General features: G+C 37.0%; 12 protein-coding genes and 3 pseudogenes. 5 read left to right on the top strand and 10 right to left on the bottom strand.

Features of this window, described 5'->3' with window-relative positions; genetic code table 11:
- Positions 1-240: 240 nt before the first annotated feature.
- Positions 241-375: a hypothetical protein gene (locus NSS94_RS12260; RefSeq protein WP_341039375.1), complete on the top strand. Its 135-nt coding sequence runs from the start codon at positions 241-243 to the stop codon at positions 373-375.
- Positions 376-592: 217 nt separating this feature from the next.
- Here NSS94_RS12260 and xerS read toward each other — a convergent pair whose 3' ends face one another.
- Positions 593-1,663: a tyrosine recombinase XerS gene (gene xerS / locus NSS94_RS12255; protein WP_341039374.1), complete on the bottom strand. Its 1,071-nt coding sequence runs from the start codon at positions 1,661-1,663 to the stop codon at positions 593-595.
- A gap of 196 nt (positions 1,664-1,859) precedes the next feature.
- On the opposite strand from xerS, the pseudogene NSS94_RS26240 reads away from it, so the two are divergent.
- The 3 genes and pseudogenes from NSS94_RS26240 to NSS94_RS12245 all read left to right on the top strand — a co-directional run.
- A pseudogene (locus NSS94_RS26240) lies at positions 1,860-2,009 on the top strand (cupin domain-containing protein); the annotation flags it as partial.
- Positions 2,010-2,321: 312 nt separating this feature from the next.
- Positions 2,322-3,119, top strand: coding sequence for a dihydrodipicolinate synthase family protein (locus tag NSS94_RS12250; RefSeq protein ID WP_102163732.1), 798 nt, complete (start codon positions 2,322-2,324; stop codon positions 3,117-3,119).
- A gap of 201 nt (positions 3,120-3,320) precedes the next feature.
- Positions 3,321-4,541, top strand: a complete 1,221-nt coding sequence (locus NSS94_RS12245) for a CynX/NimT family MFS transporter (RefSeq protein ID WP_341039373.1) — start codon at positions 3,321-3,323, stop codon at positions 4,539-4,541.
- A gap of 1,115 nt (positions 4,542-5,656) precedes the next feature.
- Here the strand turns inward: NSS94_RS12245 and NSS94_RS12240 are convergent.
- The 4 genes and pseudogenes from NSS94_RS12240 to NSS94_RS12230 form a co-directional block, all read right to left on the bottom strand.
- Complete coding sequence (locus tag NSS94_RS12240) at positions 5,657-6,460, bottom strand: Cof-type HAD-IIB family hydrolase (RefSeq protein WP_318628277.1); 804 nt, start codon at positions 6,458-6,460, stop codon at positions 5,657-5,659.
- 26 nt (positions 6,461-6,486) lie between these two features.
- Positions 6,487-7,017: a DeoR/GlpR family DNA-binding transcription regulator gene (locus NSS94_RS12235; RefSeq protein ID WP_230585219.1), complete on the bottom strand. Its 531-nt coding sequence runs from the start codon at positions 7,015-7,017 to the stop codon at positions 6,487-6,489.
- A 75-nt stretch (positions 7,018-7,092) separates the two neighbouring features.
- Positions 7,093-7,227 (bottom strand): annotated as a pseudogene (locus tag NSS94_RS26235) (DeoR family transcriptional regulator); the annotation flags it as partial.
- A gap of 668 nt (positions 7,228-7,895) precedes the next feature.
- Entirely contained in the window at positions 7,896-8,678 is a 783-nt protein-coding gene (locus tag NSS94_RS12230; RefSeq protein ID WP_341039372.1) for an MBL fold metallo-hydrolase, read from the bottom strand.
- 403 nt (positions 8,679-9,081) lie between these two features.
- On the opposite strand from NSS94_RS12230, the gene NSS94_RS12225 reads away from it, so the two are divergent.
- Positions 9,082-9,633: a GNAT family acetyltransferase gene (locus NSS94_RS12225; protein WP_029515242.1), complete on the top strand. Its 552-nt coding sequence runs from the start codon at positions 9,082-9,084 to the stop codon at positions 9,631-9,633.
- Between the two features lie 157 nt (positions 9,634-9,790).
- Here the strand turns inward: NSS94_RS12225 and NSS94_RS12220 are convergent, their stop codons facing one another.
- From NSS94_RS12220 to NSS94_RS12200, 5 genes and pseudogenes are all read right to left on the bottom strand, one after another.
- The gene (locus tag NSS94_RS12220; RefSeq protein WP_341039371.1) at positions 9,791-10,183 is read right to left on the bottom strand and encodes a tautomerase family protein; all 393 of its coding nucleotides are present in this window, start codon (positions 10,181-10,183) and stop codon (positions 9,791-9,793) included.
- Between the two features lie 54 nt (positions 10,184-10,237).
- On the bottom strand, positions 10,238-11,311 hold the full coding sequence (locus tag NSS94_RS12215; protein ID WP_341039370.1) for an NAD(P)H-dependent flavin oxidoreductase: 1,074 nt from the start codon (positions 11,309-11,311) through the stop codon (positions 10,238-10,240).
- Between the two features lie 163 nt (positions 11,312-11,474).
- Positions 11,475-12,217: pseudogene (gene murI, locus NSS94_RS12210) on the bottom strand (glutamate racemase).
- A 261-nt stretch (positions 12,218-12,478) separates the two neighbouring features.
- Entirely contained in the window at positions 12,479-12,748 is a 270-nt protein-coding gene (locus NSS94_RS12205) for a YbfB/YjiJ family MFS transporter (protein WP_029515245.1), read from the bottom strand.
- 155 nt (positions 12,749-12,903) lie between these two features.
- Positions 12,904-13,392 carry an alpha/beta fold hydrolase gene (locus NSS94_RS12200; protein WP_029515246.1) on the bottom strand — a complete coding sequence of 163 codons (489 nt, stop codon included), beginning with the start codon at positions 13,390-13,392 and terminating at the stop codon, positions 12,904-12,906.
- Positions 13,393-13,515 lie beyond the last annotated feature (123 nt).

Here is a 13,515-nt window from a genome sequence, read left to right as displayed (position 1 = left end):
TAGGACGACTTTTATTGTGGGATGAAGTTACAGGGAGTTGAAAGTGCTTTTTACCGATCAAGGGGTTCGGTGAATTTTAAAGTCAGATTTTGAATATTGAGAGTTAGTAAAAAAGGACCTCAGAAACTGAAAAATTTCGAGGTCCTTTACTGCGGATTTGGATTGAAAACGACGTTGACGGCAAGCATCATCTAAGAGGACTCCCAGCGGGTGACCTTTTTTTGTAAAATATTTACAAAAATGCGTAACAGGCAGGAAGCCCTTGATTGGGAGAAAGCGAATGCTATGAGTCTATGGAAAAAAGGCAATTCATCAACAACCACGTCCATGGGAAGAATAGAGGGAGATGAGCGTATTGTATCTAAAAGCATTTGATCTAGATTTACCTTATATAATTAATGATGAAAATGTTGAATCAATGAAGTGGGGCTTTTATAAAGTTTTATTTATCATGAAATAAATTAGAGATGTATAATTTATCAAATAATCTTGAAAATCGCAATGCTCGTTATGAGTGAATGCGTCGCTAGATATTTAGTCAAAATACGGGTTTTGTGAATATGTATAAGGAGAACCGCGTAGCAACGCGGGTTTATCGGTCCATATTATTCACAGCATTACGCATCTCTTCATCTGTTAAGTGTGTGTATACCATTGTTGTTTGAATGGATGAATGCCCTAATTGATTCTTTAATCTTGGGACATCGTTATTTTCAAGATGATATCGCGTTGCAAATGAATGCCTAAGCGAATGTGCTGTTAGAGAGGGCTTCCCAAAGGCAGTTGCATATTTTTCAATCAGCTTTTCAATTGATCGTTGTGTCAGACGCCGGCTTTTTCCTTTACGGCCTACAGGAGCTGCAATGAATAAATAATTTTCTTGTTTATCTGGTAAATATCTTGCTTCTCTGATCTCCAGGTAACTTTCTAGATCCATTAAAGCCTGCTTGCTAAAGTAAACGTATTGTTCTTTATCACCTTTACGTATCACTCGAACTAAAGCTTTATTCATATCTAAGTCATCCATATTAATCCCTGCAACCTCAGACAATCTAAGCCCTGAACCTAATATCAGCGAAACGATCGCCGTATCACGCTCACGATTAAACTGATGAAACGTAAAAATACGCTTGTTGTCTTTATATTTTTCACCAAAATCATAAGCTACAAATTTCCTAAATAATTCGAAATCATCTTTTCTTAGGATTTTTCCTTCAATACGGTTTGCAATGGTTTCTTGGCTTTCTTTGATAGCATTCAAATCCATTTTGGCCATTACATTTCGTTGAATATATGGCTTCAAGTCACTTGTTTCAGCCTTATTCTGAAGATAATCAAACAACGATTTTAGCGAGGATAATTTGCGATTTATCGTAAGTTTCTTGTTTCCAAGTTGATAATCCAGGAATGACAAGAAATTCTCCACTTCACGTATTGTTAATAACTCCAATGTTTCTAAGTTTATTTCTTTCCGACTTGATGAAGTTAGATTCTCGGCAATAAGCCAATCGAAAAAAATAATGTAATCATGGCAATAATTAAGAAGTGTTGTTGGAGATAACTTGCGTTTTTTGCTATCTATAAACTCTGTAACATACCAAGGTAAATCGGACAATTTTTCATCAATTCGTTGCATGTAGTGACTTTTCATCAGTTTATCCATTTATGTACGAACCTCCATGGTTCCATCATATCTTATTATTATTTATTCGTCAAATTATTATTTTACGTAATTATATTAACTTTAACTCAGTATTGCCCCTTCAGCAATCTTCTTGTAACCTCGAATAAATTTATCTTTTTCATTTGTCCTTGCTTAATGATGCTTATGAAACAATCGTTTCTGTGAGCATCAGCATAATAAAGCTCATCGTCATACTAATGTAGCTCTCAATCTAGTATTTCAGGGCGAGGGTTATAGTATCGTGGATGGAGAAAAGATTGAATTGAAAAAAGGCGACCTATTCTTAGCTCCTCCTTGCTCTGCTCATGAGCATTGCAACACTTAGCAAACAGAGGATGCTATTATTTACACGTTTCAAAATGTACCGGTTCTTACTTCAATGGGCACTTGGTTTTTAGAGAAACCGGTGGGTAATACACCTCGTCACATAGTCAAACCAGATACACAAATAAAGAATAACTAGAAAAGATTAGTTAATACTTTTGACCTGAAGAATGTAACCAAACTTTAAACAACATGAACATAGAACAATTTAGTCATTCAAATATACCTTTTAAAAATTATCTGAAAGGATTTAGTATTTGACGTTATGTACAAATTAGTTCTTGTAATGTATATACACTGGAGGATATAACTGATGAAAAATTTTAATGTTGCTATTCCAACTCCCTTTCGTGATGATGAGAGCTTATATTTAGAAGGATTCAATCCTATTGTTAAACATTTAACAGATAACGGGATAGATTCACTACTTGTGTCTGCTACGACAGGCGAACAAAATTCAATGAGCATTGAAGAGCGTATCCATATTATTGATTATTTTAATCAACAAAAATTTGAAAATGTTGAACTGATGTTTGGCGTATCAGCTACAACAACAAGAAATGCAATAAAACTGGTTAAAAAGCTTGAGGAATCTGTTTTTGATTCTATTCTAATTCAGTTTCCACCTTACATTCAGCCGACACAACAACAAGCTATTTCTTATATCAATGAGCTGCTACAACATACCACCAAAAACGTTGTCCTTTATAATAATCCTTTCCGAACAGGATTTGAGCTAAGTGCTGAATCATTAAAGACTGTTATTAACCAGAAGTACTCTAACCTTGTAGGACTTAAAGAAGAGAGTGATGCCAAACGTCACCATAATACTGACTTACCAGATGATTTCATCATGTTCGCTGGTGGAGATGTAAATCTTACAGAAAAGATAATGAATGGATGTAATGGACTTTCTAGTATGGTAGGAAATGTTTACCCACAAGAAATCAAACAAATTTTTAATGACTTATTAATGAATAAACCAGTAGACCTTTGGAAGATAAAACAATTAATTAATAAAGTTACAAGTGGTCAAGCCATCATAAACATAAAAAATCACTATAATTCTTTAGGTATAAAAGTAGGTGCTTGTCGTTCTCCTATTAACTAACGGGAGAAGTCCAAAAATTCGCTTAATTTAATTAAAATGTTTAAAAGTAACCGTCAAGTAGAAAACAACATTTTATTATGTTCTCTGCTTTACGGTTACTATTGTGGAACAATATGGAAGTGTGGCAATCCAAACAATAAATGAATTGATTACCTAATTTAGAAAAGCTTTAGTATTAAATACGGAGGATCTATAGCGATCATGGGTATTTCACAAAAAACCAATCAACTAGGACAACCGAAACCGGATCTAAAGCCTAGAATAGGATTACTTATTATAGGTATCATCCTAATGGGAGCCAATCTCAGAGCCCCACTAACATCAGTGGGTCCACTAATAAATTCTATACGTGACAGTTTAGGCATATCTAATATACTAGCAGGGACAATAACTACAGTACCTTTACTTACTTTTGCATTCTTATCCCCTTTTGCCCCTAAGTTAGCTCAACGTTTTAGTACGGAGTTTATCCTATTTATTTCTTTAATCTTATTAACCATTGGAATTGGAATACGTTCTTTTGGTGGTGTAATAACCTTATTTATAGGAACAATCTTAATTGGTTCATGTATTGCCATTGGTAATGTATTACTCCCCAGTCTTATTAAACATAACTTTGCACAAAATGTAGGAATGATAACAGGGATTTATATAGTCTCTATGAATTTATGTGGAGCTATTGGATCCGGTATAAGTATTTCCATCTCCTCATTATCAGGGTTAGGATGGTCAGGAGGTCTCGGATGCTGGGGAATCTTATCTCTTCTTACACTTTTCTTTTGGTTACCACTAATACAAAATCAACATAAATCTATTAGATTTGTACAAACTAAAAAGAAAGTTAAATCTATAAACTTATGGCATTCTAAACTAGCATGGAATGTCACGTTATTTATGGGTTTTCAATCCTTAATCTTTTATACCATGATAACGTGGCTTCCTGAAATTCTTGAACAAAAAGGGCTGAACACTCATGAAGCTGGCTGGATGTTGTCTTTAATGCAATTTGCTATGCTTCCTACTACGTTTATTGTCTCTATTTTAGCTGGACGTTTAAAGAAGCAGCATCCATTAGTACTGGTTTCAGTCATCTTGCTTATTGGAGGGGTATTCGGTATCTTACACGGAAGCACGATCCTTATTCCAATATGGATAATTATGGTTGGAATTGGAGTGGGATTTGCCTTTAGTTTAGCTATGATGTTTTTTAGTTTACGCACTCAAGATACGAATGAGGCAGCAGAATTATCCGGTATGGCTCAATCATTAGGTTATCTTTTGTCTGCTATCGGCCCTGTCTTATTTGGATGGTTGCATGATGTGACACATAATTGGAATACTTCCTTACTGATGTTAGTTTTAACTTCTGTTATTATCTTTATCACGGGTATAGGCGCAGGAAAAAATGAATATGTAGCATAGGGTACCAGTTAGTAAACAAGAAAACTTGGTTTTTAACCCAGTCTCAAAAACATTTGTTTTTGGGACTTTTTTGTAATTGGTATTAATATATAAAGGGGAATGGATAGTTGAAAACAAGAGAACTTCTTACTGACTGTCGCTATTTTATTGAACTAACGTTTCCCGTGAGTTGGACAAGATTATTAGAACTGAATGCTAATCCGTTGAATTTATGAATCCCAGTTCCAAATTTGGCGAGATCATTTCTTTATTTCCTGGGATCTTTCGAATTGATCCACTTAATCATTAAGTTCCCTGGAAATGATTTAGTTTCCTCACTCAAGCTCATGGAAGCGCTGCATGCTATTGTGCCGAACGGTACGACATATTTCTTGCAAATTACAATTAATATCTATTTTACATTACTTTCTCATAACCTCTTATCTACGAATTTCGCAAATTTCTTTCAAATGTAAAGTATTTGTGAAAAAATTGACTATCCTGCCCTTTAGTTTAATAAAAGGGCCTCTGTCGCCGTCGATGAAATCCTATCGGGAATGTAACAATGTTCTTGTCACCCGACAAATGATAAATTGTCAATTAGCTGGAGAAGATTATTTAAAAACACACCTAAAACAAAATGCAACTCACCTCCATCTAGAAGTAAATGAACTTTGCCAAATTATTTTCTGATCTTACTGATGAAAAATGGATATTTAGGGACCTTTTCGTATGATTTCCTATGTGAATGTGATATTTAGTATACTTATATATTCATTAAACTTGATTTTTGATGCGCATAATAAGAACGTGCATCGCTAATCCCTTCTGCTCTTCTGCATTACAGGTAAATAAGCTCTTCACTACAAATCCAGACGACCAAACTCCCAACCTAACTTTCCTCATCTCTTTTGTAATCTGTCGTGCTGATTGAGCACAACAAAAAAGAGATCAACGGTCGGAACACGTTGATCTCTTTTTGTCGTCTCACTCTGCTTTTCTTTTTCTACCGTTCTCGTCACTCGCAGACCGAGAAGATACAAACTCAGTATCCTCAGGGTTATGTGTCCCCCTCTGTTCTATTTCTAATGCCTACAGTTTTTTGGTGTTTGGATATACAATGTCACTGGATCATTTCAAACGGACAAAATGTATTTCTCCAAGCCTATTTTCAAACCGTCTTCATCATTACTCAATGTGACCCAGTCGGCAATTTTCTTAACTTCCTCTGGCGCATTCCCCATTGCAATTCCTAGGCCTGCGTACAAAATCATATCCATGTCATTATAGTTGTCTCCAATGGCCATCGATTCACGATAAGTAATATTAAATATCCCCTCGAGTTCCTGAATGGCATACGATTTGGACACCATCTCATCCATAATTTCCAGATAGGTTCCCTTGGATTTATAGACACTGATACCAGTAACTTCATTTTTGATTTGTTGTACAAGCCGCTCAACGTCTTCGGGAGGTCCCATGCATAAAATTTTGTGAGTATCATGATCTTCTTCTATATATGAGGAAAGCACCCTCTGTATGGGAGAGCCATTAATAATTCCCGCTTCCTGAATTACCCAAGGATTTTGAGTGTTATCAACGATCCACTGGTCATAGCCATATAAGTTAAAACTAATAGAAGGATAATGATCCGATACAATATCGTATATTTGTTTAATGCTCTTTTTCGATAAACAGATGCTATGGAGGATTTCCCTATTACAGCCCAATATTAGACCACCGCTATAACAAATGACGGGAGCGTTAATATTGAGCTCTTGCTGAAGAGGAAAAATGCTGCTTGGCATTCTCGCTGAAACGAGTACAAAAGGGATATTTCCTCCCACAACCTTTTGGATTGTATTTTTGGTGTCGAATGTAATTTGATGTTTTGAATTTAACAACGTCCCGTCAATATCGCTAAAGATTGCTTGTATCATGGCCCATGCTCCCTTGCGATTTTTTATCACTTTTCTTCCTCAAGCACCTTGATAACTTCTACTCCGCTATCCTGCAACATCAGCAATGAATGCTTCGGGGCATCCTGATTTGTAATTAGAATATCAATTTCGGAAAAATTCAGACCTTTAAACGGGCTTGTTAAATTAAATTTTTTGAAATCGGCAAGTAAAAATACTTCTCTGGCACGCCTCGATACCAGCTTTTTAACTAAAGCATCATCACGGTTCGCAAAATACACTCCGTCTTCCATAATGGCGGCAGCTCCTAAAAAAGCTTTGTCAAAAAAAACATCGTTCAACTGCATAGCCGTGTCGTAGTCATAAAAAAAACGGTTTTCATGATTAAATTTGCCCCCGAGCAAATTTATGTTAATTTCACTTTTTGCTGATAAAGCTTCTGCATTATCCAACGAGTGTGTGTAAACCGTCAGATTCTTGTCCAATTGCCCACAGAGCAGTTGAATGGTAGTCGATACATCCATGAAGCATACATCTCCGTCAGCGATATGCTCAGAAGCTGCTTTTGCAATAAGCATCTTTTGCTTTGTTGCTGAGGTTACACGTTCCTTATAGGCTCTTATTTCTTCTTTTAATAAGGGTAAGGCAATACCTCCATGGGTTCTGATAACCCCCCCTTCATGAACAAGCTTAATAATATCCCTTCTTGCCGTATCTCTCGAGATGTTCAATAAATCGCAAATTTCCGAATTTGATAATTGGTTACGGCTTTGGAGATACTCCATAATTTTTAAAAGTCGTTCCTCTTGGTAAATATAACCCCTCCCCCTTTCCCTATATTCATCATAAGCGATTACACGCTTTTTGTTAAGTGTTTATAAGTGTTTTTTAAAAGATAAGCAAATTGCTTATATTGTGTATTTCACATAGCAAGTCCCCGGTCCGCATGCACATCGCATTAAGAGTCCAGGGACTTTATTCATTTTGCCTATTTATTGATAAATTCAATCTTTTGACATCTGCAGTGTCGGTTTTTACTTTTCGTAGTTGCGTGTTTCTCGCACGTTTAGTTTGAAGTGGATTGATTATAAAATGCTTGCACTCCTCGCGTATTAAAATAGGAAACTAATCCACATCTAATCCTACAACCGGCTCCATAACACACTCCCTAATATTAAAGTTGCGGCCACTCCCACGATGGTTCCCTCATAGCTTCGCTTGTGATACGAGATCCCTGTCTCAACCAGCTCAAACATGGTCATTGAGGGCAGTGAGAGAACTGTTTTCACGACGGGCCCGCCCCAATAAAGTCAACGTTCTCTCGGCTACCGCCATCATATGGTGCCTAAGAAAAAAGGCCAACCAGAAATCTCTGATTGACCTAATAACACGAAATAAAGTCCTAGACTGTCGCTATTTTATTGAGCTAACGTTTCCCGTTAGTTTGACAAGATTATTAGAACTGAACACTAAATCCGTTGAATTTATGAATCCCAGTTCCAAATTTGACGAGATCATGTTCCCTCAGAAATTTAACTGCAATTTTTACTTCATCTAAAATTATTGGATTAAGTCCTAATGTATTGTGAGAACCGTATACCATTTTGACGTTGGGTATTCTTGCAATCTTTTCTAATGAATTCACTAAATCAACAGGGTTCGTTGAAGGATAAAAGGCATATATTGGCACTTCATCATAGAGCAGATCGCCAGTAAATAAATACCCTTTTGTTTCATCGAAAACTGAAATATGGCCAGGAGAATGTCCTGGAGTGTGATATATAATTAATCTTCTGTCCCCTAGATCGAATATATCATCATCCTTCAACAAACCTGTCGGCTTTCCTTTAAAGGGTTGGTATGTATCCGGATTAAACCTTTCTGGAGTAGGCAAGGTTATATCTCTTCTAATATTCTTCCTGATTTGCTCTATTGTTAAGCCTTGAATCCCGTTAATTAGCCAGTCTTCATCTCCTTTATGGACAAAGATCCGTTCAAATTCGCCATGGTTACCTATGTGGTCAGTGTGGACATGTGTCGTAATAACTTTTAGAGGTAAAGATGTCAACTGCTCTGTTATTCTTTTGATACTATCAATCCCAAGCCCTGTATCAATTAATACCCCTTCTTGATCTCCCAATAATAAAAATGAATGTACTTTCTCCCAATGTCCGTATTCACTAATTGCGCATGTATTATCATCAATCCGTTGCACTGTAAACCAACGATCTCTAATCATAGAAGCCTCCAAATTAGATTCTTTACGTCTTCTAAATTATACACTTAGCATTGAAATTTTGCCCGTTAGCTTAATGAAGCATCGTCAGTCTAAAACTTTATTTTCTTTTACCCGCCGCGATCTAATAACTAACTCCATTTGCTTATTCGTCAGGGGCTACACTAATCTGCAGTGGGTCGATCTGAAAATCCTCTCCCTCCTGGGAAAATTGTTAAAAAACTTTTCCAATGTTCCCTTGTAAGACAGGTAGGATAATAGAAATTCCAGTCGCTCTCCCCCTGTTAACGCTCTCCTGATCATAGTGTAGCCTTCCTCTCGCAAAAACCTACAACTTAAAATGGTTGCAATATGTCGAATGCTGAAGTAAAGTTTTTTTAAGCTCATTTCATATAGGAGGATAACAATGATTTATAGAAACGCTACTGTTGATGATATATCTGCTATAGTGGAATTACAAAAAAAATATCACATTACAACCATTAGTGAAAAAGACAAACCTGATGGCTTCGTAACAACCTTATTTACAGAAGAACAATTTAAGGAATTAATTGAAAAAGAAAATGGAATTACAATTGCATGTCATGACCAGAAGATTGTTGCTTATGTGATGGCTGCCTCATGGAAGTATTGGGCTAAGTGGCCTTTTTTTCAATTTATGATTGACGATTTGAAAGATACAGAATATAAGGGAACTACGCTTTCTACTGAAAACACTTATCAGTATGGGCCAATTTGCATTGATATGGATTACAGGGGGACGGTAGTACTCCGAAAGGTTTTTGATTTTTCCAGAATGCAAATGAGTAAAAAATATCCGATATTGATAACTTTTATAAACCACATCAATCACAGATCATACGCTGCCCACACCAAAAAGCTTGGTCTTGACGTGATTAAAAGCTTTGATTACAACAATAATACTTACTATGAATTGGGTTGTTACACATCAGAATGATTGGATGTAATTGTAATTTTGGACCATCCATAAGCCTATTTTACCATCTCAATACCAAACCTCATGGAAATCGCCCTTCAACTAGCCTACCAGGCCAGTTGAAGGGCGATTAGAATTAGAGATATTACCGATTAAGATCGAAACGACTAGCATTGAATCAGCTTAACTTACCGGTCAAAAATTGTGCCTCCCCCAGTCCAAAACTCCAATCATCATCATTATTTTCAACAATAGATACCATTAAATCGGTTGGTGCGATGCCGCATTCAGATTCTAACCTTTCAGCCAGCAAGGAATAGAGCTTTTGTTTCTTCTCTTTTGGCCGGGCTTTGCTTATTATGGAGAGAATAACTAGACTATCGGTACGGTTAAATCCTAGCCCAGTATCCTCAATAATCATATGGTCCGCCGGGTGTTCGTGAATGATTTGGTAACGATCTCGCTCAGGAACGTCAAAAGCTTCCACAACAACTTGGTGAGCAACATCCAAAAGTTTTTTCAGGCTTGCTTTATCTCGTCCTTTAATAAGATCAAAACGAAGTAATGGCATTTTAACTTCCTCCCTTTAATGAAAATTATTTTTCCCTATTTATTATCACCCATTCTAAATAAAAGAAAATTTCCGGACAAGAACACTGGCTTGATCAATGGTTTGTTTTACAATTGAAGCGGCAGGTTGGTCGCCTGCTAACCGAAGACCTTGGCCCGCCCAAAGTGACATATACTCGGGGTCGTTCGCTTTTGCAGCTGCCTGACGAATGTCCCGGGTCATCGCGTTTTGAATGGGGTAAGTCGGGATTGTTCCGGGGTACTGATGCATGTCAATCATAAATTTTGTTTGAATGCCTCTTGAAGCTCTTCCAGAGTAAGCACGTGTAATTTCAGTGGAGTCCTCATTTGACGAGAGGATTTTCTGGTTGTACGTTTCATGGGCGCCGCTCTCGGGGCAGGCTAGAAACGCAGTGCCCATCTGTACTGCGGCGGCTCCTAATGTAAGGCTTGCTACAAGTCCACGCCCATCCATGATTCCTCCTGCTGCGATGACCGGGATCGACACATGGTCAACGATCTGCGGAACAATAGCCATAGTGCCTATCAAAGCATGGGAAGGGTCTTTCATGAAGGTCCCCCTATGCCCGCCTGCTTCGCTCCCTTGAGCCACAATTGCATCTGCGCCAGCTGCTTCCAATTGCTTGGCTTCATCAACAGTTGTTGCAGTTCCAATGATGAATATTCCATGCTGTTTCATGGTTTGGATCACGTCTTGGGATGGTACGCCAAAAGTGAAACTAAATACAGGTACACGCTCCTCCAACACTACCTGTAGCTGCTCCTCAAATGATTCTGAAAACTTCATAAGAGATGGATTTTGAGCCGTGCCAAGTTTGATGCGGTATTTATTCAGATAATCTGTCATCTGGTAAATTGCTTCTTCCGAATCTTCTGATTGCTCAGGCACAAACAAGTTTACTCCAAAAGGCTGGTCCGTTCGTTGCTTGATCTTTTGGATCTCGCTACGGAGCTGCTCCGGTGTTAAGTATCCGCCCCCTAGGTTGCCTAGCCCACCGGCATTTGAAACAGCCTCTACTAATTCGGGCGTCGAAACGCCACCAGCCATCGGCGCTTGAAAAATCGGGTATCGAATTTTAAGAGCACGCGTCAAATCAGTCTCAAACACCTTTAAAAACCTCCTTTTATTGAAAATTAGATGAACTCGTGCCTTCAAAAAAGAACAGACCCTAACCTCATGCCGAATATATTGGGAAGGTCATACTGGCAGCATGACACCAACGACTTGCAGGATCAGCGCAATAATCAATGATAATAAAATCTCAGACTTTTCAATTATATTCGTTAATAGCATCCAATCTTTTGAACAGTTTATTAAACTCTTTTAATTTAGCCTTATCCTCGACTTTGATCCCTGAACAATAGAAAGAAATATTACCGTTGCCTTCATCTAAAGAATTCATTTCTTCCAGTGCTTTTTTTAGATTTTTTGCAGTACCATTATTTCCATCAATTATATTAACATCCGATGAAAATAATTTTCTAAATATATCTTTATAGTAAGAAAAGTGAGTACATCCTAAAACAATAGTTTCATACTTACTTAAATCATATATAGATAATTGTTCTTGAAGATAAGGCAGCACTATTTGCTCGTTAAACTCAAAACTTTCTGCAAACTGAACTAATTTCGGAAGAGGTAATAAATCAACAACATGTTCGTTATCTAATTTAGTAATAAGATTTTGAAGTCTTTCTTCCCTTAGAGTCAAAGCAGTAGCAGTTACTAAAACTCGTTTATCTATATTTTTTTTGTTTTAACAGCTGGTTTTACGGCAGGCTCCATACCAATGATTTGAATACTGTATTTTGCCCTTATTTCTTCGATTGCTGCGCTTGTGGCAGTATTACAAGCAATCACTATCGCTTTTACTTTTTGCTGGCTAATAATTTCTATAGCATCTAAAACATACTTTTTAACTTCATCTTTCGTTTTGTGCCCATATGGAACATTTATTGTATCTGCGTAATACATATAATCTTCATTAGGTAAAACTTTTAATGTATCATACAATACAGTAATGCCTCCAATACCAGAATCAAAAAACCTATTTGCATTTCTATTCCTCCAATAAAGGAATCAATTTATATATCTAACGGTTAATTCAAAATTAATTCACCAATTCCATTTGTATCTGGTTCCAATGTAAATTACCCAGGATCTAACTAAGCTCTTGATTAGGATGAATACGAGCATGGTTTAAATTTCCTATCGCTCCTTTTTGACTTGAAATGACTGCACCGGATAGCAATATTATAGCAGCAACAACAAGCACTAAAGTGGCAAGAAGTAGTGATAGGCTCTTCGGGATCCCCAGGTTATGAAACCTGCACCAAAGGCAGCGATAAGGTAACCCAAGTTATTACTCCCTGCCAAATATCCGGATTCCGTAGCGGATAGATGAGCTTGTGATTGCATCAATGGAAGTATGGAAGTATATGAAAAACGTCCGATTCCCATTGCAATAATGAGCATAACTAAACCACCGATCATGGTCTTTGTGGAATTAAACAATTTCGCATTTTTAGCTCCTGAATTCTCCATGAGACTGACCTGTCACCCTTCTAAATTCAATTTACCTCTCAATACATCAATTAATATGAACATAAATCCTAGTTAACATTAAAAAAATCAATTCCTATAACAAGAAATGACGGTAGAAACCATCCGGGATTTACCAACTTTTGAATCTTCAAATTCTATTGTTTTCCTAAAAAATCCAACATTAGTTCTCCATTTTCATATGCATGTGTTTCCAATGCAAAGTGCCCAGTATCTAATAAATGAATCTCGGCTTTAGGTAAATCTTTCTTAAAAGCCTCAGCACCAGCCGGAATAAAGGAAACATCATTTTCACCCCAGACTGCTAGCAAGGGCGGCTGATATTCACGGAGATACTGTTGAAACTCCGGGTACATTTTTACATTATTTTGGTAATCAAAAATTAAATCCAATTGTTTCTCATCATTTCCCGGCCGGGACATATAAGCAATATCTAGAGTATAGCCATCTGGGGAAACTTGACTTTCCTTTGTTCCATCAACATATTGGCCCTTGATTGTGTTAGGCGCAAATGCTGTCCTATAACTTTCCCTTTTTTCTTTAATGGAAAGTTCGCATATGCATGTTGTGAAAAAACCTTTTATATGTCCTACTCCGTTTAATCCAACGACATCTAATAACTTCATAACTTCACTCCTCGCATAGGGATTTTTTCGTCTTTTAGAGAGCTGGATTAAACCAGTTAAAGGATACATAGAATCAAATGCATATTTATACATTTTGAGTTGTAGTACTTGAGTCATAATGAC

This window comes from Paenibacillus sp. FSL L8-0644 (genome assembly GCF_038008165.1).
GTDB lineage: Bacteria > Bacillota > Bacilli > Paenibacillales > Paenibacillaceae > Paenibacillus > Paenibacillus polymyxa_D.
The sequence above is the reverse complement of the archived record's forward strand: the minus strand, read 5'-3'. Positions and strand labels throughout refer to the sequence as shown.

Excerpts from the sequence above, each read along its gene's own strand:
- NSS94_RS12200 (WP_029515246.1), bottom strand. The coding sequence starts at position 13,392 with ATGAAGTTATTAGATGTCGTTGGATTAAACGGAGTAGGACATATAAAA.
- NSS94_RS12230 (WP_341039372.1), bottom strand. The coding sequence starts at position 8,678 with ATGATTAGAGATCGTTGGTTTACAGTGCAACGGATTGATGATAATACA.
- NSS94_RS12220 (WP_341039371.1), bottom strand. The coding sequence starts at position 10,183 with ATGCCATTACTTCGTTTTGATCTTATTAAAGGACGAGATAAAGCAAGC.
- NSS94_RS12240 (WP_318628277.1), bottom strand. The coding sequence starts at position 6,460 with ATGATACAAGCAATCTTTAGCGATATTGACGGGACGTTGTTAAATTCA.
- NSS94_RS12225 (WP_029515242.1), top strand. The coding sequence starts at position 9,082 with ATGATTTATAGAAACGCTACTGTTGATGATATATCTGCTATAGTGGAA.
- NSS94_RS12260 (WP_341039375.1), top strand. The coding sequence starts at position 241 with ATGCGTAACAGGCAGGAAGCCCTTGATTGGGAGAAAGCGAATGCTATG.
- NSS94_RS12205 (WP_029515245.1), bottom strand. The coding sequence starts at position 12,748 with ATGGAGAATTCAGGAGCTAAAAATGCGAAATTGTTTAATTCCACAAAG.
- xerS (WP_341039374.1), bottom strand. The coding sequence starts at position 1,663 with ATGGATAAACTGATGAAAAGTCACTACATGCAACGAATTGATGAAAAA.
- NSS94_RS12250 (WP_102163732.1), top strand. The coding sequence starts at position 2,322 with ATGAAAAATTTTAATGTTGCTATTCCAACTCCCTTTCGTGATGATGAG.
- NSS94_RS12245 (WP_341039373.1), top strand. The coding sequence starts at position 3,321 with ATGGGTATTTCACAAAAAACCAATCAACTAGGACAACCGAAACCGGAT.
- NSS94_RS12235 (WP_230585219.1), bottom strand. The coding sequence starts at position 7,017 with ATGCTTATTGCAAAAGCAGCTTCTGAGCATATCGCTGACGGAGATGTA.